Genomic DNA, 24,231 nt, shown 5'->3' on the forward strand with positions numbered 1-24,231 from the left:
CAGCTTATCCATCCTGTTCGGTGCTGAACCACGTGAGTGGGTCCATTGGCACATTATTCTCTCTTACCTCTATATAGAGCGTTTCCGAGCGGTCAGTACCACCCCCTTCACCACCTGTTGATGGGCCATTTTGTGCCGGAAGCCCGCCCATCAGGCCCAAAGGCGTGCTTGCTGCGATGATCTGTCCCGTCTCACCGTAGCTGATCGCCATCCCCGCGAGGATGATCAGGGTTTCGGGGCGTGGCTCAAGAATCGTGACAGTGCCAAAGTCCAGAAGCGGCCCGACGTAGCGCAATGTGGCCGCGGTTGGCGACGTTACCAGCGTGCCGGGGCGGGTCGCCAGCAGGATACCGGGGCGGGTGATACCAGCAGCATCAGGTTCTCCAGCACGCCGCAATATCACACCACGCGCGGGCATTGGAAACTCGCCAATCAGGTCATCGATCTGCGGAGGTGTCCAACCTGCATCCCCTTCGGCAATGCTGGCCAACCCGCTCGAAAACGCATCCAGAGTTTCCGCCGACGCAATCAGGATCGCGGTTCGCACCGGGTCTTCGGTAAACCGTTGGGGTAGATCTTTCCGTTCTGCCATCGCCTGGTTCAGTGCGGATCGCGCGGTCTGCACCTCGGACAACCCGGTTTGCAGCTGCTTTGCCGCCTGCTCCTGCAACACACGCAGACCTTCGACGTCGTTCAAGTCCTGCCGCAACTGGCTTGCGCGCTGGTTCAAGGCCGGGGTGAGTTCGGCCAACAACATCCCCGCACGTGCTGTTCCGTTGGGACCGTCGGGATGCAGAAAGGCCGTCGGTGACTGGCCCGGGCTCAGGGTCTGCAATACAGCAACAAGCTGAGCGATCTCGGCATCACGGGCCTGAAGCTGGCCGCGCAACTGTGCCTCTCGTATGGAGGCCCGGCGCAACCCTGCCCGCATCGCGGCAAGCCCGGCTTCGTAGGCGTGCACGGTGTCCGTCAAGGCACGCACTCGGTCGCGCGCGCTGTCAGCCTCTGACAGACGGACCGAGGCTGCCTCAAGCTGCACACCCGCGCCACGGGCAAGCGCACCAGCGTCTTCCTGCGCGGACAGAGGCAGCGCAAAACACATCAAAAGGGCTGCAGCCAGAAGTCTCATGTAATCAGACTGACGCCCGTCATTTCTTCCGGTTGCTCCAAACCCATGAGCTGCAGGATCGTCGGCGCCAGATCGGCCAGCTTGCCATCCCCGACCGTCCCTTCTGCACCAATCAACGCCACCGGGACCAGATTGGTGGTATGGGCCGTGTGCGGGGCGCCGGTCTCGGGGTCGATCATCGTCTCACAATTCCCATGATCGGCCGTCAGGATCATCGCACCACCAGCCTTTTCAAGCACCGGCAGAACGCGGCCCAAACCGGTATCCACGGCTTGGCAAGCCGCAATTGCGGCATCCAGGTCGCCCGTGTGCCCCACCATGTCCGGGTTGGCATAGTTGACGACAATCAGATTATAGCCCTCTTCAATGGCCGCAATGAACTTGTCCGTGACTTCGACGGACGACATTTCCGGCTGGAGATCATAGGTAGCAACAGCAGGAGATTTTGGCATCGCACGATCCTCTCCGGTCTCCGGTTGCTCTTCACCGCCATTCAGGAAAAAGGTGACATGCGGGTACTTCTCGGTCTCGGCCAGCCGGAACTGACGCAGCCCGGCCTTGGCGACCCACGCCCCTAGCGTATTCACGATCTCGGGCTTGGGATAGACAGTGGTCATGTAGGCGTTGTGTTCTTCCGAATAGTCCGCCATGCCGATCAGCCCGGACCACTCCGGACGACCTTCCGGCACGAAAGCATCAAAGCCGGGATCGCCCAGCGCCGCCATGATCTCTCGCGCGCGGTCGGCCCGGAAATTCAGACAGAACAGCCCGTCGCCATCCTTGGCGCCCTTGTAGCCGTCCATGACCGTGGCAGGAATGAATTCATCGGTCTTATCATCGTCATAGGCCGCTTCAATCGCCGCCTGCGCACTTTCAACGATGTGCGCATCGGCCCGCACCATCGCGGCAAAGGCCGTTTCAACCCGGTCCCAACGGTTGTCGCGATCCATCGCAAAGTAGCGGCCCGTCAGCGTCACGATCCGTGCGCCAGCGGGCAGGGCATCATGCAATTGCTCAAGATAAGTCAACGCAGATTTCGGGGGCACATCACGCCCATCTGTGATGGCATGGATCAGCACGGGAAGACCCGCATCGGTGCAAGCCTTGGCCGCTGCAACCATGTGATTGATATGACCATGCACACCTCCTTCAGACAAAACACCCATCAGGTGCGCGCGTCCTTCAGCCTCCTTGATCCGCGCAATCCAGTCAGTCAGGCGCGGGTTGCGGAAAAAGCTGCCATCCTCAATCGCCAGATCAATCTGGCCCAGATCCATCGCCACCACGCGACCGGCACCGATATTGGTGTGACCCACTTCCGAGTTGCCCATCTGGCCACGTGGCAGACCCACGTCCTGACCATGGGTTATCAGGGTCGCATGCGAACAGGTGTCCATGATGTGATCAAATGTCGGCGTCCGGGCAAGCTTCGGCGCATTGCCTGTTTCGTCCTCGCGCAGACCCCAGCCATCCAGAATGCACAAAACGACAGGTTTGGGTGGTGCCATTGCAGGATCCTTCCGATGTATCGTCTGCGTTCTACCGCGCGGCCATGCCGTTGGAAAGAAGGCTTGCGCAGCTCATGCGACGCACTAGGCTTCCAACCTACGGAGGGCAAAGGAATGAGCGAACACATGCTGGTGCACTTGAACGTCGTGCGCCCGGTTGGCCCGTTCAGCGCCAGTCACCCGCATGCGCAGTACTTCTTCGGTCAACTGCCCTTGGTCTTTGCCCGGGCCAAGGCCGATGACGGGATGTTTTGGCACAATCACGGCGCGCGCATGCCGGACGGAACCTATGGCGACATGGGGGATTTGCTCGCCCTGCAAACAGATCAGACCGAGGATAACTTTCACATCCTGACCATGGCCGGATGGCGTGACGTGCAGGCCATGCACCGCTTTGCCTACCGCGACGCGCTACACCGCGAGGGGATGAAAACCCTGCGCGATTGGGTGGATCGGTCAGATGGGCCGACAATGGTGATGTGGTGGGTGCCAAAGGGCACGCGGGTCAGCCTTGATGAGGGTTGGGAACGTCTGCACCTGTTGCGGCAGAACGGGCCGACCGAACAGGCATTTACCTTGCAAACCCGGTTTGCTCAGCCCGATTGATTACGTGATGCGATCTGGCAGGCCACGCCCATTGTTCCACCAACGATGGGGATTGTCGTTGTTCGGATCATAGGCGGCACGGCTCGCCCAATTCTCGCGCAGGAAAATCACGGGTTCTTCGTAGTGATGAACCTCCAAAGCGGCATCCATCACTTTTGCCAGCAGCGCCACATCGCGCTCGATGGAAATTTTCAACTCGACCATGGGATAGGTCTCGGTTCCTCCAGCCTCGAACCCCTCCACATGGGTTGTCGTCGTCGATCCGGGTTCAGGTTGCGCCGTCTCTGCTCCGACGGCCGAGATGCTGGCGTTGCGCTGATATCGACCATATCCCAACGGATGCACGGCCATCACCGCATCCAGAATGCGATCCGTGTCTTCAGGCACGGTCTGGATTTCAAGTGTCCACACGGGAACAAACGTGCCGGATGCGGCCTTGTAATCGGTGAGTGCTGTCATTGTGAGGCTCCTTCAATCCGGGTTGCCGCGGGTAAAACTGATCTTGGACAGATCGGGGGCGGCCTGCGTCGTCGGCAACACCTTAACTGGGGCCGCGCCCGGCGTGAGGATGTGGCGCAACAGGCCCACGGGATGCGCTCTCAGGGTCAGGCGCGTCGACACGTAATCTTCTACCACCTCTTCGCCCAAGCTCATCTCGGGCAACAGGGCCGCAGGCTCATCTACCACCTCACCATCCAGATCCGTGGCAAACAAGGGCAAGGCGGATCCGGGGACAATGGCCTTGGCCTCCCAAAGCGCCTCACGCCGATTGATGCCTGCAGTGGCAAAGGCATCCGCCTCGGCCAGCCGCACGATCACGGCAGGTCCCAGCCCTGCACGCCGCCACACGTCCCGCACAGAGCGGTAGCCATTCCCGCGCGCCGCGGTCAGCCAGCTGGCATCCTCCTCGCTCATCCCCTTGAGTTGCCGAAATCCCAACCGCAGGGCCAAGCCCCCCCTGCCATCAGGCTCCATCGTATTGTCCCAGAAACTGGCGTTCACACAGATCGGCCGTACCTCAACCCCATGCTCGCGCGCATCCCGGACGATCTGGGCCGGGGCATAAAACCCCATGGGCTGCGCATTCAGCAGCGCACAGGCAAAGATGCCCGGATGGTGGCATTTGATCCAGCTTGAGGCATAGACCAAGAGCGCAAAGCTCGCCGCATGACTTTCGGGAAAGCCATAGCTGCCGAACCCTTCGATCTGGGAAAAACACCGCTCGGCAAAGTCATCCTCATAGCCGTTCTTGCGCATGCCATGCAGGAACAGCGCCCGGAATTCACTAACACTTCCGTGCTTCTTGAAGGTGGCAAGTGAGCGCCGCAGCCGATCCGCCTGATCGGGGGTAAAGCCCGCCCCAACAATGGCGATCTGCATGGCCTGCTCTTGGAACAACGGCACACCCAACGTCTTGCCCAGCACCTGACCGAGTTCATCCGATGGAAAGGACACCTCCTCCTCCCCGTTCCTACGCCGGATGTAAGGATGCACCATGTCGCCCTGAATGGGGCCGGGCCGGATGATCGCCACCTCGATCACCAGATCATAGAAATTGCGCGGCCGCATCCGGGGCAGGAAGTTCATCTGCGCCCGGCTTTCAACCTGGAACACCCCGATACTGTCGGCCTTGCACAGCATGTCGTACACGCGCGGGTCCTCTTTGGGCAGGGTAGCAAGGGTGTAGCTTTGCTGATGGTGCATTTTCAGTAGGTCAAAGGCCTTGCGAATACAGGTCAGCATCCCAAGGCTCAGCACATCGACCTTCAGGATGCCAAGACTGTCGATGTCATCCTTGTCCCAGCAAATGACCGTGCGATCCTCCATCGTGGCGTTTTCGATCGGCACCAACTCGTCCAACCGCCCCTCGGTCACGATGAACCCGCCCACATGCTGGGACAGATGCCGGGGAAAGCCGTTGATTTCATAAACCAGCTCGATGGTCTGCCGCAGGCGACGGTCACGGAAATCAAGGCCGATCTCAGCCATCCGTTCCGCCTCCAACCCCTTGGTGGAAAAGAAACCCCAAAGCTGCGAGCTGAGGGCGCTGATCGTATCCTCGGTCAACCCCATGGCACGGCCCACCTCGCGGATGGCACGCTTGCCGCGGTAATGCACGACCGTGGCGCACAGGCCCGCGCGGTGGCGGCCATAGCGCTCGTAAATGTGCTGGATCACCTCTTCACGCCGTTCGTGTTCAAAGTCGACATCGATGTCAGGCGGCTCATCGCGGGCTTCGGACACGAAACGTTCAAACACCATCGTGCCCATCTCGGGACTGACCGAAGTGATGCCCATGCAATAACACACCACCGAATTGGCGGCCGAACCCCGGCCCTGACACAGGATGCCACGGCTGCGCGCAAAGTGGACGATGTCGCGGACGGTCAGGAAATAGGGTTCGTATTTCAACTTGGCGATCAGGGCGAGTTCATGACGCAGAAGCGTCTTGGCTTTCTCTGGCGCCCCGCCAGGATAGCGCCATTTTAACCCTTCATAGGCCAGCCGGTTCAGCCGCTGGCTGGGCGTTTCATTCCTGGTGATTTCCGACGGGTATTCATAGCGCAACTGGTCGAGCGAAAAGGTCAGGCTGTTCGCCAGTTGTCCTGCCCGATGCACCGCCTCCTCGTGGCCGGCGAACAACCGCAGCATCTCGGCCTCGCTCCGCAGCCGCCCTTCCCCGTTGCTGAGAGCCGCACGGCCCAGCGCATCGACGCGGCACTTGAGACGGATGGCACTGACCACATCCGCCAGCTTGCGCCGTGCGCCGTGATGCATACGGGGGGCAGCCGAGGCGAGAGTGGGCAACCCCAACATCCGCGCCTGATCCGCCAGCCGATCAAAACGAACCGTGTCACGCCCATCATAGCGCGGGGTCATCAGCACCTGGATGTTTCCAGCAAAGCGGCGCGTCAGCCGTCGCGCCGTTTGCATCCAATCAACCGCGCCGCCCTGCACCGTCTGCGCCTCTGGCCACAGAAGCAGATGCAGGCCTTCCGCAAACTCTTCGAGGTCTTGCAGGCTCAGATCACATGCGCCCTTTTCCGCTTTCAACCGACCCTTCGAAACAATGCGGCAAAGGCTGCGCCAGCCTTGCCGGTCAACAGGCAGGATAGTGATCGGGGGCGCATCGCTGAACAACAACCGGGCTGCCGGGATCAGGCGCGGAACCACCGTAATCGGTATGCTGGGCGGTACAGGGACATGATCAGGCTTTGGGGGGCCGATCAGACCATAGAGCGTGTCAAAATCCCTCCGCTCTTTGACACTGCGCGCAATAGCTTTGGCCTGCGTATGCGCCCGCACGATCCCCGCAACCGAATTGTCATCAGCAATGGCCAGTGCCTCCATCCCCAACAGGGCGGCACGGCTCACATACTCCTCGGGGTGAGACGCCCCGGTGAGGAAGGTAAAATTCGATGTGATCGACAGTTCGCAAAACATCAAGATGGCAGATTCGGTTACAGCAGGTGGACAGTATATTCACTTTTTGTTCTCATTTGAACGGCTGGATTTGGGGCTCTGCTTCATTATGCGGACTCTCCGGGCTTTTTAGGACCAGAGAAGCCCCTCTATTGCACAGCATTCGGGTCGCTTCGTGCCAATCGCCCGGTGCAAGATCGGCGGAAGGAGATATCATATGCCCAAATTCACAGCCCTGCCCACCGACCTCGTCCAAACCTACCGCGCTGGCGGACCGGATGCTTTTGGCAATCCGCCCGAACGCAAAATCTCGGACGGCGGTGCCAACCCCTGTCGCCACTGCCTGCGCAACATCCCTGCGGGCTCAGAAATGCTGGTCCTCGCCCACAAACCCTTTGATGGCACCCACCCCTATGCAGAGGTTGGACCTATCTTTCTATGTGCGGATGAATGTGCCCGTGGTGGCGGCGCCGATCTGCCGGACATCCTCACCACATCACCGGACTACCTGATCAAAGGCTACTCGGCGGACGACCGCATCGTCTATGGAACCGGAACGATCACGCCAACGCCCGACATTCAGACCCGCGTGGCCGCGATCTTTGCGGACCCGGACGTCGCCTATATCCACGTGCGTTCTGCCCGCAACAATTGTTACCAGACACGCATCGATCGCGACGCGTAACCCCTTGTGCGGTCTGCTGCCTTGGCCCATAAACGCGGGCGCACGCGCCCCAGCCAAGGATAGCCAACATGCCGATCGACGCGCCCGAAACCAAGACGGTCCACACCCACCGTGTGGCCTGTGACGGGAGCGAAGGGCCCCTGGGACACCCCCGGGTCTGGCTGCAGATTCCGGAAGACACCGGATGGGTCGAATGCCCCTATTGCGACTGCAAATATGTCTATGCGGACGAGGCAGAAAGCTAAGCGCTCAGTCGTCGATCACCTGATGGATCAACGCATCAACCTGGGCTTGCACACGCGTGTTGGCCTGCTCGATCTTTTCTGAAAGCTCGCGGATTTCCGTTGCGATAACGGCAAAGCCACGCCCCTGTTCACCAACATGCGCTGCCTCAATTGATGCGTTGATGGCAATGAGGCCGACGTTCCGCGAAATCTCACTGATCTCGCGCAGAGCAGTGCGGGCATCGGCGCCTGTCTGGTTTGCAGTTGCACGTCGGACGATCCGATCACTGTGCAAGTGTTCGCTCAACCGATTGACCAATTTCGCAAAGTGCTCGTTGAACGCACCTGCTGCAAAGCGCGTGACCTCGCGCACATCATCAGGCTTGCACGTTTCATTGGCAAAAGCTTTTGCCAGGTCTGACACGGCGGCCACGAAATGACCCATCTGTACAATACTGTCTGGCATGTCAGCCACGGTGTCGCGCAGCCATGCCAGCGCCACGGGGTCAATGCCCGGCTCGACCTCACCACCAGACAAAAGGCGCACGCCTGCATGCGCCCCCGGCATGGCACGGCCTATACCGGCAATACAGGCCTCACGATCCCGCGGATCGTCGAACAGCAACCCAGCGGCGCAGTACAATGTGGCCCGTGCACAATGGGACCGGATCATATCCACGGCGCGCAACAGTTCGACACGGGCGGCAATACCAGTCGCCCCCGACTGCTGCCCCAGAACATCCGTGATATCGGCCAAACGGTTCATCGCTTTCATATCGGACTTGTGGCAAATCCGGGTTAACAAAACGCTTGTGCTTTCCCCTATTCAGGAATCGTGGCACATCACCTGAACAACAAGAAACCAAGGGGGCGATGAACATGGCATTTGGTAAAGGGTGTCACCTGCATCTGATCGATGGCTCGGCCTTCATCTTTCGCGCCTACCACGCGCTCCCGCCGCTGACCCGCAAGTCCGATGGCCTGCCCATCGGGGCCGTCAGCGGGTTCTGCAACATGCTCTACAAGTATGTCGAGGGGAACCACGGCCCCGACGCACCCACACATGTCGCCGTTATCTTTGACAAGGGCAGCCACACCTTCCGCAACGACATGTACGACCAGTACAAGGCCAACCGAGAGGCTATGCCAGAGGATCTGCGCCCCCAAATCCCGCTGACCCGCACGGCGACCGAAGCCTTCAACATCGCCTGCAAAGAGAAAGAGGGGTATGAGGCCGACGACATCATCGCCACGCTGTCGGTGCAAGCACGCGAGGCCGGGGGCCGCGTCACCATCATCAGTTCTGACAAGGACCTGATGCAGCTTGTGGGCGGCGGCGTCGAAATGCTGGACGCGATGAAGAACAGCCGCATCGACCGCGACGGCGTGTTCGAGAAATTCGGTGTCTACCCCGAGCGTGTGGTGGATGTGCAGGCGCTTGCGGGCGACAGCGTCGACAACGTGCCCGGCGCACCCGGCATCGGGGTGAAAACGGCGGCGTTGCTAATCAACGAATACGGCGACCTCGATGCCCTGCTCGAACGGGCCGAAGAGATCAAGCAACCCAAACGCCGCCAGACCCTGATCGACCACGCCGACCAGATCCGCCTGTCGCGAGACCTTGCGAGACTCGACGAAAAGACGCCCCTCGACTTCACGCTCGATGACCTCGAAGTGCAGGACCCGAAACCGGATCAACTGATGCCGTTCCTCGCGGAAATGGAGTTCCGCACCCTCACCAAGCGCATCGCCGATCAGCTTGGCGTCGAAGCGCCCGAGATCAAGGAGCCGGCACCTGCGGCGCAGGACGCACCCGACGCGCCCAGCTTTGACGATGCAACCTACGAGCACGTGCAGAACGCCGACCAACTGCAAACCTGGATCGACCTGATCTATGAACGCGGATGGGTCGCCATCGACACCGAAACCACCGGCCTCAATGAAATGATTGCTGACCTCGTGGGCATCTCTCTCTCCGTGAACCCGGGCCATGCCTGCTACATTCCGCTGACGCACAAGCAAGGCGACGATGACCTCTTTGGCTCCGACGATCTGGCGGAAGGGCAGATGCCCTTCGAACAGGCGCTCGAGATGCTGAAACCCGTGCTTGAGGACGACAGCATCCTCAAGATCGGCCAGAACATGAAATACGACGCCAAGATCTTTGCGCGTCTGAACATCGACGTGGCGCCCATCGACGACACAATGCTGCTGTCCTACGCGATGCATGGCGGTCTGCATAATCATGGCATGGATACGCTGTCCGAACGCTATCTTGGCCACACGCCGATCCCGATCAAACCGCTGCTAGGGTCCGGCAAGTCGGCCAAAACCTTCGACCAAGTCCCGCTCGAAGACGCCGTGAAATACGCCGCTGAGGACGCCGACATCACTCTGCGTCTATGGCAGCTTTTCAAACCGCAACTGCACCGGGCGCAAGTCACCAAGGTCTACGAAACGCTCGAACGCCCCATGGTCCACACGCTGGCGGGCATGGAGCGCTCCGGTATCAAGGTTGACCGCGACACGCTTTCGCGCATGTCCAACGCCTTCGCCCAGAAAATGGCAGGGCTCGAGGATGAAATCTACGAACTGGCAGGCCGCAAGTTCAACGTGGGCAGCCCCAAACAACTCGGCGAAATCCTGTTCGACGAGATGGCAATCGAAGGCGGCAAAAAAGGCAAAACCGGGGCCTATGCAACAGGCGCCGACGTACTCGAAGACCTCGCGACCGAACACGAGCTGCCCGCCCGCGTGCTGGACTGGCGGCAACTGTCGAAACTGAAATCCACCTACACCGACGCGCTGCAGGACCACATCAACAAGGACACGGGCCGCGTGCACACGTCCTACTCCATCGCAGGTGCGTCCACGGGGCGGCTGGCGTCAACCGACCCGAACCTGCAAAACATCCCGATCCGGACCGAGGAAGGGCGGCGCATCCGCGAGGCCTTCGTCTCCGAACCCGGCAAAACCCTCGTAGCCCTCGACTACTCCCAAATCGAGCTGCGCATCCTCGCCCACATCGCGGATATCCCGGAACTGAAACAGGCCTTCGCCGACAACATCGACATCCACGCGCTCACGGCCTCGGAAATGTTCGACGTGCCGCTCGACGAAATGACGCCCGAGATCCGCCGCCAGGCCAAAGCGATCAACTTCGGCGTCATCTACGGCATCTCGGGCTTCGGCCTTGCGCGCAACCTGCGCATCCCGCGGTCCGAAGCACAGGGCTTCATCGACCGCTATTTCGAACGCTTCCCTGGCATCCGAACCTACATGGACGACACCAAGGCCTTTGCCAAAGAACATGGCTACGTCCAAACGCTCTTTGGCCGAAAAATCCACACACCAGAAATTGCCTCCAAAGGCCCCCGCGCCGGTTTCGCCGCACGCGCCGCGATCAACGCACCCATCCAAGGCACCGCCGCCGATGTCATCCGCCGTGCCATGATCCGCATGCCCGAGGCGATCAAGGACATACCTGCCGCTATGCTGCTGCAAGTGCACGACGAACTGCTGTTCGAAGTCGAGGACAGCGCTGTCGATGACCTGATTGGCGTGGCAAAGGAGGTCATGGAAAGCGCCAATGACCCCGTTGTGCATCTCGACGTGAAGTTGACGGTGGATGCGGGTCAGGGGCAAAACTGGGCCGAAGCGCATTGACGGAAAGGAGCCCAACATGACCATGATGCCTGCACCGGAGGACCTGGCCTTCCGCGACCAGTTCGAAGCAGGGCGCGTCGCGCCGGATGACTTCAACCACCGCGCCCACCTGCGACTGGCCTATGTCTACCTCTGCGAAGGGCCGGTCGATGCCGCCATGCCCCGGATGCGCGTAGCGCTCCACGCGTTCCTGAAAAGCAACGGCGTACCTGTAGACAAATACCACGAGACACTCACCCGCTCGTGGCTGATGGCCGTCGCCTATTTCATGGACAAGGCGACGCCAGCCGCCTCCTTCGACAGCTTCCTGAAACAGGATGACCGCCTGCTCGACACGCAGATCATGCTGACGCACTACCACAAAGATACCCTGTTCTCCGACGCAGCGCGCGCCGCCTTCGTGGCACCCGATCTGCAAGCAATCCCGCCCGCCCCGTAAGTTCACGTTAGGCATGGCACCCAGTACTGCGAAAATACTATGTTCGGCCTACGCATAGACGAAGACACCCAAGACTGGGTTATCGACTCTTTCTTCTGGGCCATCGACAACCACCTGATCACGCCCGGCACGCGCGCCATCCATGCGACCAAGTCCAACTTCCCGGCACCGAATGGCCCTCACCAAGAGGTCGCGCAGGCGCTGATCCACGCCATCCAGAAGCACCTTGGCATCGAAAATCAGGATATCGTCGCCGCACCTTTGAACGGCCTGCCTGCGGAATACCGGCATCAATATGGGCAATTCTCTTCTGTTGGCGGCACCTGGCAAAGCGACGGCACGCAGGCTCTCATTACCTATGATCCTGAAACCATCACCCAAAGGCGCGCCTTCCTGTCCACGCTCGTGCACGAGGTGATGCACCACCGCCTGCACATGACCGCGCTCGACATGCCCGGCGGACCCGAGGCCGAGGAGCTTTCGACCGATCTGCACTGCATCACGACAGGCTTCGGCGCGCTGCAAATGCAAGGTGCGGAAGAAGCCGGGTGGCAAGGGTACCTCAGGCAGGAAACGCGCGCCTTTGCCTATGCCGTGTTTCTTTTGCTGACAGAGCCTGACAGCAACACCCGTGACAATGGGTTACCATCTCGGTCGTCAAGACTGGTCAAAAAAGCATCCAAGCTGTTGCGGAACCGGCAAGACGACATGCATGAATTGCGGGATGCCTTGCACAGTAAGGGTTAACCATGATCCACACTTGGGAAGATCTCAAAACTCTTGGCCTGTCATTGGGTTTACCCAAAGTCGAAGTCGCAACAAGCTGGGGCAACGAAGCCCTAAAGGCCCATGGCAAGTTGTGGACATGGTGGTCGCCCTACGTGGACGCCGCCATCTTCAAGGGCAGCATCGACGAACGCGAAATGCTGATGCAAGCCGACCCCGACACGTTCGTCCTGCACCCCCATTACGCCAAGCACGGCTTCATCCTTGTCGCAGCTGGTCGGATCGATCCGGATTGGGCCAAAGCACGCCTCCGCAGCACGTGGCGCGACATGGCGCCAAAACGGTTCCTGAAATCTTACGATGCCGGTGAGGTGGACTAGACACCGCGCACCCAGCTGCTTTTTGAAAACCGCGCCCTGTCGCGCACCATGGTGCGATTTTAGCAGTTAACATCCAGTACCAGACCGCGCGCCGACCCAACCATCTGAAACCGCGCGAAAATCTCAAAGGCGTTAAAATCATGCAAATGAACCGAACAGCTTGTCCCCGCGGGGACAAACCCTAGTCCGGTCGCGTTATTGACGCCACAAACCGCCGCGCGACGGGCGCCACCACCAGCACAATCGGAAAGGCAACGGCCCAACTGGGCAGCCACGCGCCAATCCATTGACCAACGAAGCCTGCAACCATGCCCACAGCCAAGAACGTCGAAATTCCGGACACAAGAAACGACATCATGCCACTTAGGACAAATCCAAAAGCAATATGCGCATAGCGGGCTGGGATCATGACGAGGCTCCTTCTTCATCGCTCGGCGGCAAAGTGTTGTTCAAATCGTCGGAGCGCAATTCCACACCGGCGCACAGGCTCAGCGCATCCAGCCCAGTGTTTTGTCTGTGCGCCCATCCGTACGATACTCGGCACTGACCCAGCCATCGTACCCGCTCGCGTCGATAGCATCGAACAGGGCCGGGAAATCAATACATCCCTCTCCGGGCGCAACCCGCCCGGGCGCATCCCCGATCTGGATGTGCTGAATAAGGGGCTGCATCGCCTCGAAGGCACCCAGCGCGTCGCCGGTAATCTGCTGGGCGTGATAGCTGTCAAACTGCAGACCGATATTTGACCCACCCACAGCGTCGATCACTTCGGCAGCCAGCGCAAAGCTGTTCAAGAAATAGCCGGGATGACTTTCGCCACAGAGCGGCTCAAGCGTCATCGTGAGACCTTCCGGCAACGTGGCTGCAGCCCGTTTCAGATTATCGATAAGCGTTGTCTTGGCCGCGTCACCCGCACCATCACCGGTGATCACGTGAATGACTGACGCCCCAAGCGTTTGCGCGTAACGCACTGCCCGACGCATGTCATAGTCGAACCGTTTCTCGCTCCCCGGCACAGCCGCAAATCCACGCGCGCCGCCCGTGTAGTTTGGCCCAGGTGCATTCAGCAACACCATCTGCAACCCGTTGCGGTTCAAGGCTGCCAGGGTGTCAGGCGCAGGCACATCATAGGGTTGCTGCACCTCAACAGCGGCAAACCCGGCGTCGGCCGCCGCATCGAACCGATCAAGGTAGGGCAACTCCGCCCACAGATATGTCAGGTTGGCAGAAAACCGCGGCATAACGCGGAACCTAGCGCGCAGTTGTTGAGCATTCCAGCGCGATCAAAAGCGTTCGACCCAAGGGCGTAGACTCAACTCGTTTGACCATGTCGACCGGTGTTGGTCGATCAACTGCATGTAGGCCGTGGCGATCGCGTCCGGGTCCAGCATCTTGTCCGTTCCGTTATCCGTGCGTTCGGAGCGCGCCGTATTGGAAATTCCGCCATCAATGTTGACCCAAGCCACATGAACCCCCTTGGGATGCAACTCCCGCGCCATGGATTGGGCAAGGCCCCGTTGTGCGAACTTGCCCATGGCGAAAGGTGCGGACTGCGCAAAGCCTTTGACACCGGCCGAAGCACCGGTGAACAGAATGGTGCCGCGTTTACCGTCCTGCTCGTCCTGATCCTGCATGATGCGCGCAGCGGCTTGCCCCATCAGGAAAGACCCAAAGGCGGTAATCTCGACAGCACGACGCACCTCCTCGGGGTCAAGCTCCGCGATGGGTCCGCGCTGACGGGCGGATGGATTGTAGACGGCAACACGCAGTGGGCTCTCTATCGAGTCAAAAAGGGCGTTCATCTGTTCAGGGTCACTGCCGTCGATGGCCACGGTGCGGGCATTGGTTTCCGAAGCAAGCGCGACCAGCTTGTCGGTGTTGCGCGCGCCCAGAACCAGATCGTGACCTCGCGCGTGAAGTTGGCGTGCAACTGATGCGGACAAACCGCTGCCCGCGCCAATGATAACTGCTGTGCCATGGGTCATCGTCTTGCTCCTGCTGTCAAAGAATGCGGCGGACGACACGTCCGCCTTACGTGAAAAAGATGGCGCGGATTGGTGCGGTCGGCCAGTAGGCCCTTCTGCACACTGAATGTGCATGCGGTAAGGCGGAGGTCACCTCCGCCTTACAGGTGGTTGGACTGCGCGCTGGAAAATCGTAAGGCGCAGGTGTCCTGCGCCCCGCCCGTCAGGGCAACTCGTTCGACGGTATGATCCCGAAGAACTGGCCCTGCGACCACACCCCGAACCACCCATCGTGGTGGCTGCCAAGGTCAACAAGACGATAAAAACTCTTGCGGTCGATCAACGCCTCAAGGTCCGCCCGCATCAGAATGTAGGGCGACGGTTCACCTGTCTCCGGTTCGCGTTCAACGCGGATCGGATGATCCGGACCGGCCACAGCTACGTCATCCACATGGGTCACAAAGGTCAGCACCTGCGCCTCGCCGGTCCCCTCAGCCTCGAAATCGATGGCGACAAACGGAGCGTCATCGACCGTGATTCCCACCTTTTCGACCGGTGTAACCAGGAAATACTTCCCGTCCTCGCGCTTGAGAATGGACGAGAACAGCTTGACCAGCCCGGGCCGCCCGATCGGCGTGCCTTGATAAAACCAAGTTCCGTCCCGCGCGATCCGCATATCAAGGTCGCCGCAGAACGGCGGATTCCACAGATGCACCGGCGGCAATCCGCGTGTTTTTGCTGCAGTGATCGACGCCACAAGGCCATCTGCATCCGGTGTCACGGTTTTTTGTCCGCTCATATGTTTTGCCATTCTCAATTGAGGGAATAGGTTGGTACAGAAATATATATCCCGAATGGAAGAGATGTCATGACCGAAGCAGAGGACCTTGTTGCCGAAATCGAGACGCTGGGCAACAAGCTGGCAGAGGCCAAGGCCTCGATCACCAAGCGCTTCATCGGGCAGGAGCGGGTCGTGGACCTGACCTTGACCGCGCTGCTGTGCGGCGGCCACGGCCTGCTGATCGGTCTGCCCGGTCTGGGCAAGACACGTCTGGTCGAGACACTCAGCACGGTCATGGGGCTGGACGGCAATCGCATCCAGTTCACGCCTGACCTGATGCCGGCGGACATTCTGGGATCGGAAGTTCTGGACACAGCCGAGGATGGGACACGTGCTTTCCGCTTTGTACCGGGTCCGGTGTTCTGCCAGCTTTTGATGGCGGATGAAATCAACCGCGCCTCGCCCCGGACCCAGTCCGCCCTGTTGCAGGCGATGCAGGAAAAGACAGTGACTGTGGCCGGACAGGACCGCCCCTTGGGGACACCGTTCCACGTGTTGGCAACGCAAAACCCGATCGAGCAGGAAGGCACGTACCCGCTGCCCGAAGCGCAGTTGGACCGCTTCCTTGTCCAGATCGATGTACTCTATCCCGACCGCGAGACAGAAAAAGATATCCTGATTGCCACCACCGGGACAGAGGACGCGCAATCAACCGCCGTGTTCACCGGCGAAGAATTGCTGGCGGCCCAAACCCTGCTGCGCAGGATGCCCATCGGGGACAGCGTGGTCGAGATGATCCTGGATCTGGTGCGGGCCTTCCGGCCGGGTGAGGCCGATGCGTCCGACAAGGTACGCGAGACGGTCGCCTGGGGCCCCGGCCCCCGTGCGGCCCAAGCCTTGATGCTCGCCGTCCGCGCCCGTGCGCTGTTGCAGGGCCGCCTGGCCCCCTCCGCTGAGGACGTGATCGACATGGCCCGCCCTGTTCTGATCCACCGGATGGCATTGAACTTCGCGGCTCGTGCGCGCGGCGACAGCCTGTCTGACCTGATCGAAGAGACCGCCGCCGGTCTCAGCCGCAAGGAAGCCGCCGCGTGATCACCCCCCTCGCCCTGCGCGAAAAGGCCGAAACGCAAGCGGCCCGGCTGCCCGCGCTGCTGGCCCGGGCCGAGCAGTTGGCGGGCGCCGTTCTGTTGGGCGACCACGGCCGGCGTCGTGCGGGGATGGGTGACGATTTCTGGCAATACCGACCGGCCCAGATCGGCGACAGCCGCCGCTTGATCGACCACCGCCGCAGCGCCATGGGTGATGTGCAGTTCGTGCGAGAGCGCGAGTGGCAGATTGCGCAATCTGTGATGCTGTGGGTCGATCAGGGGGCAGCGATGCGCTTTGCCTCAAACAACGATTTGCCAACCAAAGCCGAGCGCGCCCGTGTCCTGGGCTTGGCCACCGCGATCCTTCTGATCCGGGGTGGAGAGCGTGTGGGCCTGACCGGAACCCGTCTGCCGCCCCGCCGGGGCAATACGCAAGTCCTGCGTCTGGCTGAGATGTTTACCGAGGATGCCGAGGAAGACTACGCCCCGCCGGAACACCGGGCCATGATCCCGCATGCGCGGGCGGTATTCATCTCGGATTTCATGGGCAATATCGACGATGTCAAAACCGCGCTGACCAAAGCCGCCGACCGGGGTGTGCGTGGCGTGCTGCTGCATGTCCTTGATCCAGCGGAAGAGGCGTTCCCCTTTCGGGGGCGCACCATCTTTGAAAGCGTGGGTGGGACGTTGGAGCATGAAACACTCAAGGCGTCTGACCTGAAGGATAGGTATCTGGAACGCCTTGCCGAACGGAAGGCCGAATTGCAGCACCTGTGTTCCGTTGCGGGCTGGCAATATGGTCTGCACCACACCGACACGCCTGCACAATCGGGCCTGTTGTGGCTGTGGCGCGCACTGGATGCAGGACGGGCGCGGCCATGACCGTGTTTGGCCCTATCGGCTTTGCTGCCCCGTGGTTGCTGGTGGCGTTGATCGCGCTACCGATCCTGTGGCTGATCCTGCGCGCGATCCCACCTGCCCCGATCCGCCAGCGCTTTCCCGGCGTGGCCTTGCTGCTCGGCTTGCAAGACGACGAAACCGTGTCGGACCGCACCCCGTGGTGGCTTTTGCTGATCCGGATGCTGGCCGTGGCCGCGATGATCATCGGCCTGGCTGGACCAGTGCTGAACCCTGAGGATGACGGCACAGCGGTTGAAGGGCCGTTGCTCGTGGCCGTAGATGGCAGCTGGGCCGGTGCCGCGCGGTGGCCGCGGCTTGTCCAGGCACTGGATGCCGAGTTGCGTCGCGCAGGCGCCAACGGGCGGCAGGTGGCGCTACTGGACTTTGCCGATCCTGAACAGCCCGTCTTCCGGGCTGCGAATGCGCTTTCGGCAACGCTGCCCGGTCTGGCTCCGTCGCCGTGGCAGCCCGCAGATGCGGCCGACATTGTGGCCGTCCTGCCCGAAGGCAGCTTTGAAACCGTTTGGTTCAGTGATGCGCTCGACTACCCGGCGCGTCCTGACCTGCTGTCGGCCTTGCAGGCAAGAGGACCAGTGCGGGTGGTGCAAAGCGCAACTGCCATCACCGCATTAACGCCCGCCACATATGCGGACGGTCTTGTGGAAGTAACTTCCGTGCGGGCTGACGATGGCCCTGAGCGCACGGTTGGTATTCTGGCGCAGGGCCGCGACCCCGCGGGGAACGCGACCATTCTGGCTCGCGCCAATGCGGTCTTTGATACAGGTGCAACCACGGCAACGGCGTCTTTATCTCTTCCAGCTGAACTGCGTGCACGCGTCACCCGTTTCGAGATTGCCAATGCCCGCTCTGCCGGTGCCGTCACATTGGTCGATGACAGCCTGCGCCGCCGCGAGATTGCCCTGATAGCAGGCCGCGAGGGACGCGAAGGGTTGGAGCTGTTGTCGCCCCTACACTACCTTGAGCGCGCCCTTGCGCCCAATGCAGATCTGTTGCGTGGGGCATTGAGCGATGTGTTGCCTGCAAATCCGGATGTGATCGTGCTGGCGGATGTCGCCACGCTGTCGGATGGCGAAACAGAGACAATTCTTGAATGGGTGGATCAAGGTGGATTGCTGTTGCGCTTTGCCGGCCCGCGTGTGGCGGCCAGCGACATCAGTCGCGGTGAACAGGACCCTTTGATGCCGGTGCGCCTGCGTGCCGGAGGCAGGAGCGTTGGTGGGGCCATGAGTTGGGGATCGCCCAAAACGCTGGCACCCTTCCGCGAGAACTCACCCTTCTTTGGCCTGTCAGTGCCCGATGACGTCGCCATCACAGCGCAGGTCATGGCCCAGCCTGACCCGACGCTGGCCGAAAGCGTGATTGCCGAATTGAGCGATGGGACACCCCTTGTGACGCGCAAGCGTGAAGGTCAGGGGCAGATTGTACTGTTCCATGTGACCGCAAACGCGGAATGGTCGTCCCTGCCCTTGTCGGGTCTGTTTGTTGAAATGCTTGAACGTCTGGCGGTCTCTGCCACCACTTCGTCGCCCGAGGCGGGTGATTTGGAGGGCACGATCTGGACGCCGGAGGTGGTTATGGATGGATTTGGCGCGCTACGCGATGCGGGTGCTATGCCCGGGGTGCCGGGGCCTGCACTGGTTAGCGACCCGACGGGGCCAAACCTGCTGCCCGGCGTTTATGTCTCGGGTGATCGGGCCTTGGCCCGCAACGTGCTGACAACCGACGCGACACTAGAGCCGGCCACATGGCCCGCCGATGTGCCGGTGTCGGGCCTGACTGCCGCACCTGAACGCCCGCTGGGTGGGATGCTGTTGGCTGCGGCCATCGGACTTTTGCTGCTGGATGTGTTGGCGTCCCTCGCCTTGTCCGGGCGATTGACGGGCCGCGTCCGCGCAACGACGGCGGCCCTGATTGGGGCCGCGATGTTGGTTGGTTTCACCGCGCCCGGCGCACAGGCACAAAACGAACCCGCGGATGAAGTGGCTGCCGCAGCCGAGGTTGTGCTGGCACATGTGGTCACCGGCAACCGCGATGTGGACGAGGTGGCGCAGGCCGGTCTGCGCGGTCTATCCGATACGCTGTTCTTCCGCACATCGGTTGAGCCCGCCACGCCATTTGCCGTTGATCTGGAAACGGACGAGTTGGCCTTTTTCCCGATCCTCTACTGGCCCATCACACCGGATCAGCCACGCCCCTCGCAAGAGGCTTATACAAAGCTGAACGACTATTTGCGGTCCGGCGGTTTGATCCTGTTTGACACCCGTGACGGCGATGTGGCGGGTTTTGGCGGCTCGACCCCGAACGGGCGCAAGTTGCAGGATTTGGCGGCCCCCCTGGACATTCCGGCGCTTGAGCCTGTGCCCCGTGACCATGTGCTGACCCGCACATTCTACCTGCTGCAGGATTTCCCCGGTCGCCATCAGAATGGCGAGGTCTGGGTCGAAGCCGCGCCACCCGGTGCTGAACAAGTCGAAGGCATGCCTTTTCGCAATCTCAACGACGGCGTGACCCCTGTGGTCATCGGCGGCAATGACTGGGCCTCGGCCTGGGCCGTGACATCAAGCGGGCAAGCCATGCTACCCGTGGGCCGTGGCTTTGGCGGTGAACGGCAGCGCGAGCTGGCCTACCGCTTTGGCGTGAACCTGGTCATGCATGTGCTGACCGGCAATTACAAAAGCGATCAGGTCCATGTGCCTGCCTTGCTGGATCGGTTGGGCCAATGACCGGAACGGTATTGTTTGATCCACTGCTGCCTTGGTCCGTGCTAGCTATTGTTGCTGTCTTGGCGATTGCCGGGGTTGTCCTGGCCCTGATGCGCGGCCTGAACGGCTGGGCTTTGCGCGGTATGGCAGCCCTTGTTGTGCTCGCAGCATTGGCGGGACCATCGTTACAACAAGAGGACCGCGCGCCTCTGTCCGACATTGTCATCGTCGCCGAAGATGAAAGTGCCAGCCAAAGGCTGCGGGATCGCCCTGATCAAACGACGTCCGCCGCTGATGCAATCGAAGCCGCCCTGTCCGCCCGCGAAGGCACCGAGGTGCGCCGTGTCACTGTCCCGGACGGCGAGGAAGACGCAGGCACCCGCCTGATGACCGCCCTGTCTGACGCGCTGGCCGAAGAACCGCGCGCCCGTGTTGCAGGCCTGATCGCGCTCAGCGACGGGCAAGTGCATGACGCTGACCTGCCCCTTGATCTGCCCGCCCCCCTGCACCTGCTGCTGACGGGGCGTGAGACGGATTGGGACCGCCGCTTGCTGGTCAAGAACGCACCAGCCTTTGCAATCATTGGCGAGCCTGTAACCCTGACCTTGCGGATCGAAGATATGGGTGCCGTCCCCCCGGATGTCGGGCTTGCCCCGCTTGATATCTCGGTCGACGGTGCGCCGCCGCAGCGCTTCAACGTGCGCACCGGCGAAGATTTCGAACTACCCATCAGTCTGCCCCATGGCGGTCGCAACGTGATCCAGTTCACTGTCCCCGAAGCGGACGGAGAGCTGACGGATCGCAACAACACCGCCCTGATTCAGATCAACGGCGTGCGAGACCGGCTGCGCGTGTTGCTGGTGTCGGGTGAACCCCATGCCGGTGGGCGGACGTGGCGCAACCTGCTCAAGTCCGACAGCTCAGTCGATCTGGTCCACTTCACCATTCTGCGCCCACCCGAAAAGCAGGACGGTGTGCCTGTGGGAGAGCTGTCCCTGATCGCCTTCCCAACCCGCGAGTTGTTTCTTGAGAAGATCGACGATTTCGATCTGATCATCTTTGACCGGTACAAGCGGCGCGGCATCCTGCCCGCCCTCTACCTCGACAACGTGGCGCGGTACATCCGCGACGGCGGCGCGGTGCTGGTCGCGGCAGGGCCGGATTTTGCCAGTGCCGACAGCCTGTATCGCTCGCCCCTTGGATCGGTGATGCCTGCTCAACCCTCGGCACGTGTGCTCGAGGAGGCCTTTCGCCCGCAAGTGTCCGAGCTGGGGCAAAAGCACCCTGTGACCACGGGCCTGCCTGCCGCTGGTGATTGGGGTCGCTGGCTGCGTCAGATCGATGTTGCCGCCGAGTCCGGCAGCGTGGTGATGGAAGGTGTGGATGAACGCCCCCTTCTGATCTTGGATCGGGTGGAAGAAGGCCGCGTGGCGCTTCTGGCATCGGATCACGCGTGGTTGTGGAACCGGGGTTACGAAGGCGGCGGGCCACAACTGGAATTGCTACGCCGTCTGGCCCACTGGATGATGAAGGAACCCGAGCTTGAGGAAGAGGCACTGACCGCCACCGCCACGGGTCAGTCGATGCGGATCGAGCGGCGCACGCTGTCCGATACCGTGCCTCCCGTGATCATTACCGACCCGTCCGGCAACGTGGTGGAACTGGAGATGACCGAAGTCAGCCCGGGCCGGTTCGAGACGCGGTACGAGGGGCCGGATATCGGTCTTTACCGTCTTGAGAATGGTGACGCGCGCACCGTCATTGGTTTGGGGCCTGCAGCGCCAAAGGAGTTCGAAGCCACGATTGCGACAGGCGACCTGCTTGGACCGCGCGTAGAGAGCACGCGTGGTGGCGTGCTGCGGCTGGAGGACGGCACGCCGCGCATTCGAACAGTGCGCGAAGGGCGGCCCGCTGCCGGGCGTGGCTGGATCGGGATCACACCGCGCGGCGCCTATGAAACGCAGGATGTACGCCAGATGGGCTTGCTGCCCCCTTGGCTGGTTCTGCTGCTGGCTTCCGGCTTCATCATAGGCGCATGGCTGCGCGAGGGGCGGCGCTAGGGTCGGACCTCGACCGCAGCGCGGGTTGAACGGCCCGATGCGTCGATCACCGCTATTTCGGAAAATCCGGTGTCCAGTGCGCCGATGGTGATTTGCCGGTCTCGTGCCCCTGTGGCGACCACGGCTCCGTTGACCAGAACGGTCAGGGGCAAGGCCCCGCCTGCCACCTTTACGACCGCATCGCGTTGCGCCAGCCGCGCGCCGTCCGGCGGAAAGACCATTTCTGGTCCGTCGCCCGTGTCCGTCCGTGCGCCAAAGCGTTGAAGGGGCAGCGGCAAATCCGCGGTTGCAAGCAGCAATGTGTCCGGCGGTGGTGGCGGGGCTGGTGCAAGCTGTGGCTTCAGGCGACCAAACGCCTCGAACAGGATCGGGGCCGCATGTGCGCCGCCGAAAGCGCCGGGCACAGGCGTGCCATCCGGCCGGCCTATCCAGACGCCGATGACATGCCGTCCGTCGAACCCGATAGCCCATGCGTCGCGGTGCCCGTAGGAGGTGCCCGTTTTATAGGCCAGCCCTGATGGCGCACCGGGCGGCGGCGCAATCCCCCGCAAGATATCACCAACTTGCCATGCAGCGCGCGGCGCGATCAGTGTGTTTGCGCGACCCGAGGCAAGGTGGCTGTAGACAGTTACAAGGCCTTCCAGACTGAGGCCCACGCCACCCAGCGCCACGGCAAGCCCCGCCTGCCCGCCCGGCAGCTTGGGCTTGGCACCAAGTGCGCGCAGCGCTGCCATAAGCCGTTCCGGGCCAAGGGCTTCGGTCAGGGCAACCGGTGGGATGTTGAGCGACAGCGTCAGGGCTTGCCGGGCCGTAGCATCGCCACGGAACACGCCATCGAAATTCTGCGGTGCGTAGCGGCCAAAGCGCGTGGGTCGGTCAGCAAAGACTGTTTCGGGATGCGCAAGCCCGCGGTCAAAGGCCAGCGCGTAGATCAACGGCTTCAGGGTCGAGCCAGGGCTGCGCTTGGCCCGTGTCATGTCGATGAACCCCGGTGTGCCACCTGTGTCGGCATAGTGCGGGGCGCCTACGCGGGCCAGCACCTCGCCGCTTTCGTGATCCATTACCATCAGCGCCAGCGAAACGCCTCGCGCCTGCAGCACTGCATGTAGTTGGACAAGATCGGACATGGTCTTTTGCACGCGCATCGACAGGGTCGTGTTGAAACGCTGTGTATCGGGATCCGCGGCACGCAAGGCGTCGGCGTGGTGTGGGGCCAACCGGGGCAAGGCGTGAGCCTGTGTGGGAACACGGGTATGCGACGGGTCGGCGCCGACGCGGGCTAGAACCCGGTCGCGTGCGGCTTGGGCGGTGTCTGGGTGGCGGTCTGGTCGCCGCGCCTCCGGTGCTTGTGGCAGAGCCACGAGCAGGGCCGCTTCCGCTTCGGTTAGACGCGTGGGTTCCTTGCCGAACCACGTGAACGTGGCGCTGCGAACCCCTTCGATCCGCCCGCCATAGGGGGCGTGTTGCAGGTAGAGATGCAGGATGTCGTCTTTGCTGAGGTGTCGTTCCAGCGCCCAGGCCACCCGCATCTGGCGCAGCTTGCCCTTGATCGATCCGGTGCCCGAGTTTTCGAGCAGACGAGCCACCTGCATCGTGAGTGTTGATCCGCCAGAGATAACGTGACCCGACCAAAGGGCCTGCCCCACGGCGCGTACCATGGCACGCCCGTCTACGCCGTTATGTTTGCGGAACCTCTTGTCCTCATAGGCGATCAGCATGTCGGTCAACCGTGGGTCAACGCCACCGCGGGGGACCGCCAGCCGTATCCGCCCGTTTTCGACCGCAAAGGCGCGCATCAGGTGGCCGTGCCTGTCGCGCATCTCCACCGATGTCTCGGCCAGCGTTGTGGGCAGCACCGTCCGCTCCACCCACGCATCCCACGCGTCATGCAGGCTGGCCACTGCGAGCATCGCGCCCGCGAGGGCG

21 protein-coding genes are annotated in these 24,231 nt (G+C 61.7%); 11 read left to right on the top strand and 10 right to left on the bottom strand.

All coding sequences use genetic code 11. The features are described 5' to 3' along the window. Nucleotides 1-4: 4 nt before the first annotated feature. Together AC53L6_RS02455 and gpmI are read right to left on the bottom strand one after the other, a co-directional pair. Complete coding sequence (locus tag AC53L6_RS02455) at nucleotides 5-1,129, bottom strand: murein hydrolase activator EnvC family protein (RefSeq protein ID WP_299600100.1); 1,125 nt, start codon at nucleotides 1,127-1,129, stop codon at nucleotides 5-7. After that, complete coding sequence (gene gpmI / locus AC53L6_RS02460; protein ID WP_496906671.1) at nucleotides 1,126-2,637, bottom strand: 2,3-bisphosphoglycerate-independent phosphoglycerate mutase; 1,512 nt, start codon at nucleotides 2,635-2,637, stop codon at nucleotides 1,126-1,128. The genes AC53L6_RS02455 and gpmI overlap by 4 nt, the downstream gene beginning before the upstream one ends. A 114-nt stretch (nucleotides 2,638-2,751) precedes the next feature. On the opposite strand from gpmI, the gene AC53L6_RS02465 reads away from it, so the two are divergent. Then, on the top strand, nucleotides 2,752-3,243 hold the full coding sequence (locus tag AC53L6_RS02465) for a DUF3291 domain-containing protein (RefSeq protein WP_496906672.1): 492 nt from the start codon (nucleotides 2,752-2,754) through the stop codon (nucleotides 3,241-3,243). On the opposite strand, the gene AC53L6_RS02470 is transcribed toward AC53L6_RS02465, so the two are convergent. Both AC53L6_RS02470 and AC53L6_RS02475 read right to left on the bottom strand, forming a co-directional pair. Beyond that, complete coding sequence (locus AC53L6_RS02470) at nucleotides 3,244-3,702, bottom strand: hypothetical protein (protein ID WP_496906673.1); 459 nt, start codon at nucleotides 3,700-3,702, stop codon at nucleotides 3,244-3,246. Between the two features lie 12 nt (nucleotides 3,703-3,714). Further along, on the bottom strand, nucleotides 3,715-6,687 hold the full coding sequence (locus AC53L6_RS02475) for an error-prone DNA polymerase (RefSeq protein ID WP_496906674.1): 2,973 nt from the start codon (nucleotides 6,685-6,687) through the stop codon (nucleotides 3,715-3,717). Between the two features lie 196 nt (nucleotides 6,688-6,883). On the opposite strand from AC53L6_RS02475, the gene AC53L6_RS02480 reads away from it, so the two are divergent. Further along, a complete protein-coding gene (locus AC53L6_RS02480) occupies nucleotides 6,884-7,351 on the top strand; it encodes a DUF1203 domain-containing protein (RefSeq protein WP_496906675.1) in 468 nt (155 codons plus the stop codon). Between the two features lie 68 nt (nucleotides 7,352-7,419). Beyond that, a complete protein-coding gene (locus tag AC53L6_RS02485; RefSeq protein WP_299209681.1) occupies nucleotides 7,420-7,596 on the top strand; it encodes a zinc-finger domain-containing protein in 177 nt (58 codons plus the stop codon). 4 nt (nucleotides 7,597-7,600) lie between these two features. On the opposite strand, the gene AC53L6_RS02490 is transcribed toward AC53L6_RS02485, so the two are convergent. Next, the gene (locus AC53L6_RS02490) at nucleotides 7,601-8,350 is read right to left on the bottom strand and encodes a methyl-accepting chemotaxis protein (RefSeq protein WP_496906676.1); all 750 of its coding nucleotides are present in this window, start codon (nucleotides 8,348-8,350) and stop codon (nucleotides 7,601-7,603) included. A gap of 98 nt (nucleotides 8,351-8,448) precedes the next feature. On the opposite strand from AC53L6_RS02490, the gene polA reads away from it, so the two are divergent. From polA to AC53L6_RS02510, 4 genes are read left to right on the top strand one after another with little or no spacing between them, the layout of a single operon-like run. Continuing rightward, nucleotides 8,449-11,241, top strand: a complete 2,793-nt coding sequence (polA, locus tag AC53L6_RS02495) for a DNA polymerase I (RefSeq protein WP_496906677.1) — start codon at nucleotides 8,449-8,451, stop codon at nucleotides 11,239-11,241. A 16-nt stretch (nucleotides 11,242-11,257) separates the two neighbouring features. Then, nucleotides 11,258-11,680, top strand: a complete 423-nt coding sequence (locus tag AC53L6_RS02500; RefSeq protein WP_496906678.1) for a hypothetical protein — start codon at nucleotides 11,258-11,260, stop codon at nucleotides 11,678-11,680. 39 nt (nucleotides 11,681-11,719) lie between these two features. Then, nucleotides 11,720-12,427 (top strand): hypothetical protein, encoded by a 708-nt coding sequence (locus AC53L6_RS02505; protein ID WP_496906679.1) that lies wholly within the window; start codon nucleotides 11,720-11,722, stop codon nucleotides 12,425-12,427. A gap of 2 nt (nucleotides 12,428-12,429) precedes the next feature. Continuing rightward, on the top strand, nucleotides 12,430-12,786 hold the full coding sequence (locus tag AC53L6_RS02510; protein ID WP_496906680.1) for an MmcQ/YjbR family DNA-binding protein: 357 nt from the start codon (nucleotides 12,430-12,432) through the stop codon (nucleotides 12,784-12,786). Between the two features lie 181 nt (nucleotides 12,787-12,967). Here AC53L6_RS02510 and AC53L6_RS02515 read toward each other — a convergent pair whose 3' ends face one another. The 4 genes from AC53L6_RS02515 to AC53L6_RS02530 all read right to left on the bottom strand — a co-directional run bounded on the left by AC53L6_RS02515 (nucleotide 12,968) and on the right by AC53L6_RS02530 (nucleotide 15,549). Beyond that, nucleotides 12,968-13,195, bottom strand: a complete 228-nt coding sequence (locus tag AC53L6_RS02515) for a DUF2798 domain-containing protein (protein WP_299770915.1) — start codon at nucleotides 13,193-13,195, stop codon at nucleotides 12,968-12,970. A gap of 79 nt (nucleotides 13,196-13,274) precedes the next feature. After that, complete coding sequence (locus tag AC53L6_RS02520; protein WP_496906681.1) at nucleotides 13,275-14,027, bottom strand: hydroxypyruvate isomerase family protein; 753 nt, start codon at nucleotides 14,025-14,027, stop codon at nucleotides 13,275-13,277. 42 nt (nucleotides 14,028-14,069) lie between these two features. Then, nucleotides 14,070-14,771 (bottom strand): SDR family NAD(P)-dependent oxidoreductase, encoded by a 702-nt coding sequence (locus AC53L6_RS02525; RefSeq protein WP_496906682.1) that lies wholly within the window; start codon nucleotides 14,769-14,771, stop codon nucleotides 14,070-14,072. A 202-nt stretch (nucleotides 14,772-14,973) separates the two neighbouring features. Further along, on the bottom strand, nucleotides 14,974-15,549 hold the full coding sequence (locus AC53L6_RS02530; RefSeq protein ID WP_496906683.1) for a DUF1285 domain-containing protein: 576 nt from the start codon (nucleotides 15,547-15,549) through the stop codon (nucleotides 14,974-14,976). Between the two features lie 69 nt (nucleotides 15,550-15,618). Here AC53L6_RS02530 and AC53L6_RS02535 point away from each other — a divergent pair, with 69 nt between their 5' ends. The 4 genes from AC53L6_RS02535 to AC53L6_RS02550 are packed head-to-tail and all read left to right on the top strand — an operon-like array spanning nucleotide 15,619 to nucleotide 22,305. Beyond that, nucleotides 15,619-16,626, top strand: coding sequence for an AAA family ATPase (locus AC53L6_RS02535; RefSeq protein WP_299600131.1), 1,008 nt, complete (start codon nucleotides 15,619-15,621; stop codon nucleotides 16,624-16,626). Beyond that, complete coding sequence (locus tag AC53L6_RS02540; RefSeq protein WP_299701280.1) at nucleotides 16,623-17,504, top strand: DUF58 domain-containing protein; 882 nt, start codon at nucleotides 16,623-16,625, stop codon at nucleotides 17,502-17,504. Before AC53L6_RS02535 ends, AC53L6_RS02540 begins: the two co-directional genes overlap by 4 nt. Further along, complete coding sequence (locus tag AC53L6_RS02545; RefSeq protein ID WP_496906684.1) at nucleotides 17,501-20,266, top strand: DUF4159 domain-containing protein; 2,766 nt, start codon at nucleotides 17,501-17,503, stop codon at nucleotides 20,264-20,266. Before AC53L6_RS02540 ends, AC53L6_RS02545 begins: the two co-directional genes overlap by 4 nt. Further along, entirely contained in the window at nucleotides 20,263-22,305 is a 2,043-nt protein-coding gene (locus AC53L6_RS02550) for a hypothetical protein (protein ID WP_496906685.1), read from the top strand. Before AC53L6_RS02545 ends, AC53L6_RS02550 begins: the two co-directional genes overlap by 4 nt. Here the strand turns inward: AC53L6_RS02550 and pbpC are convergent. Further along, nucleotides 22,302-24,215 carry a penicillin-binding protein 1C gene (gene pbpC / locus AC53L6_RS02555; RefSeq protein ID WP_496906987.1) on the bottom strand — a complete coding sequence of 638 codons (1,914 nt, stop codon included), beginning with the start codon at nucleotides 24,213-24,215 and terminating at the stop codon, nucleotides 22,302-22,304. The two genes, AC53L6_RS02550 and pbpC, sit on opposite strands and share 4 nt — an antisense overlap. Nucleotides 24,216-24,231 lie beyond the last annotated feature (16 nt).

This window comes from Tateyamaria sp. LSS28 (genome assembly GCF_059611725.1).

Coding starts and splice junctions, on each gene's coding strand:
- AC53L6_RS02535 (WP_299600131.1), top strand. CDS start 15,619: ATGACCGAAGCAGAGGACCTTGTTGCCGAAATCGAGACGCTGGGCAAC.
- AC53L6_RS02525 (WP_496906682.1), bottom strand. CDS start 14,771: ATGACCCATGGCACAGCAGTTATCATTGGCGCGGGCAGCGGTTTGTCC.
- AC53L6_RS02510 (WP_496906680.1), top strand. CDS start 12,430: ATGATCCACACTTGGGAAGATCTCAAAACTCTTGGCCTGTCATTGGGT.
- AC53L6_RS02480 (WP_496906675.1), top strand. CDS start 6,884: ATGCCCAAATTCACAGCCCTGCCCACCGACCTCGTCCAAACCTACCGC.
- AC53L6_RS02490 (WP_496906676.1), bottom strand. CDS start 8,350: ATGAAAGCGATGAACCGTTTGGCCGATATCACGGATGTTCTGGGGCAG.
- AC53L6_RS02550 (WP_496906685.1), top strand. CDS start 20,263: ATGACCGGAACGGTATTGTTTGATCCACTGCTGCCTTGGTCCGTGCTA.
- AC53L6_RS02470 (WP_496906673.1), bottom strand. CDS start 3,702: ATGACAGCACTCACCGATTACAAGGCCGCATCCGGCACGTTTGTTCCC.
- AC53L6_RS02475 (WP_496906674.1), bottom strand. CDS start 6,687: ATGTTTTGCGAACTGTCGATCACATCGAATTTTACCTTCCTCACCGGG.
- AC53L6_RS02505 (WP_496906679.1), top strand. CDS start 11,720: ATGTTCGGCCTACGCATAGACGAAGACACCCAAGACTGGGTTATCGAC.
- AC53L6_RS02545 (WP_496906684.1), top strand. CDS start 17,501: ATGACCGTGTTTGGCCCTATCGGCTTTGCTGCCCCGTGGTTGCTGGTG.
- polA (WP_496906677.1), top strand. CDS start 8,449: ATGAACATGGCATTTGGTAAAGGGTGTCACCTGCATCTGATCGATGGC.
- AC53L6_RS02515 (WP_299770915.1), bottom strand. CDS start 13,195: ATGATCCCAGCCCGCTATGCGCATATTGCTTTTGGATTTGTCCTAAGT.
- AC53L6_RS02455 (WP_299600100.1), bottom strand. CDS start 1,129: ATGAGACTTCTGGCTGCAGCCCTTTTGATGTGTTTTGCGCTGCCTCTG.
- AC53L6_RS02465 (WP_496906672.1), top strand. CDS start 2,752: ATGAGCGAACACATGCTGGTGCACTTGAACGTCGTGCGCCCGGTTGGC.
- AC53L6_RS02500 (WP_496906678.1), top strand. CDS start 11,258: ATGACCATGATGCCTGCACCGGAGGACCTGGCCTTCCGCGACCAGTTC.
- gpmI (WP_496906671.1), bottom strand. CDS start 2,637: ATGGCACCACCCAAACCTGTCGTTTTGTGCATTCTGGATGGCTGGGGT.
- AC53L6_RS02485 (WP_299209681.1), top strand. CDS start 7,420: ATGCCGATCGACGCGCCCGAAACCAAGACGGTCCACACCCACCGTGTG.
- pbpC (WP_496906987.1), bottom strand. CDS start 24,215: ATGCTCGCAGTGGCCAGCCTGCATGACGCGTGGGATGCGTGGGTGGAG.
- AC53L6_RS02520 (WP_496906681.1), bottom strand. CDS start 14,027: ATGCCGCGGTTTTCTGCCAACCTGACATATCTGTGGGCGGAGTTGCCC.
- AC53L6_RS02530 (WP_496906683.1), bottom strand. CDS start 15,549: ATGAGCGGACAAAAAACCGTGACACCGGATGCAGATGGCCTTGTGGCG.